The 837-nt window shown below is 45.4% G+C and carries 1 protein-coding gene; it reads left to right on the forward strand.

The features are described 5' to 3' along the window. A partial coding sequence (locus tag A3763_RS00175) for an efflux RND transporter permease subunit (RefSeq protein WP_197482643.1) occupies window positions 1-837 on the forward strand: 837 nt, incomplete at both ends.

Raw genomic sequence — 837 nt, forward strand, 5'->3', positions numbered from 1 at the left:
GCCGCCAACTTGCTTATGTTTACCGTGTTTGCCTTGGGTTATATCAGCCTGCCCGATATTCGCAAAGAGCTGATCCCAAATGTGTCCCTTGAACGTATTGGGATAGATACGAGCCTGCCTGGTGCGTCAGTTGAAACCATAGAATCTAGCATCTGCAAGCCAATCGAAAACCAGATTTATGATATTGAGGGCACACTTGAGCTTAGCGCTATTGCGCATGAGGGTTTTTGCTCAATGACTCTTGACGTAGCAGACGGCTACCTCACGAAAGATATACTAGATACAGTTAAAAGCCGTCTCGAAAACTATGATGCCTTACCAGACGAGGCAGAAGAGCCAACCGTCAAGGAATTGATTGTACGTAATCGCGTTAGTAAATTAATTCTCAGTGGCACCGCGGACTACGCTAGCATGAGCAAGATGGCGCGAAGCATACGCAGTGAAATCCTCGAAAACGATAACATCAGCATCATCGACCTAGAAGACGTTAAAGACTCTGAAATACAAGTCTATATCCCGGCACATAACTTAGAGCAATATCAAGTTAGCTTCGAAGAGATCAGTCGTCTAATTAGGCAACAATCAAATCAGTTACCAGGTGGCGTATTAAAAACCCATGACGGTGACGTACTAATCACCAGTGATGCTAAAAAAAGTGATGCAGAGGGTTATCGAAATATCATTATTGCCTCGAATGCTGACGGTGCCGAGGTAAGACTAGGCGATATTGCGAGCATCATCGACAACCGAAATAGCCCGCAAAGTCAGGCATCCTTTGACCACCGTGCAGCGGTTTCTCTCGATGTCTATCGTGTTGGCAATCAGAGTATTGTTACC

The sequence above is a fragment of the Oleiphilus sp. HI0128 genome (assembly GCF_001635365.1).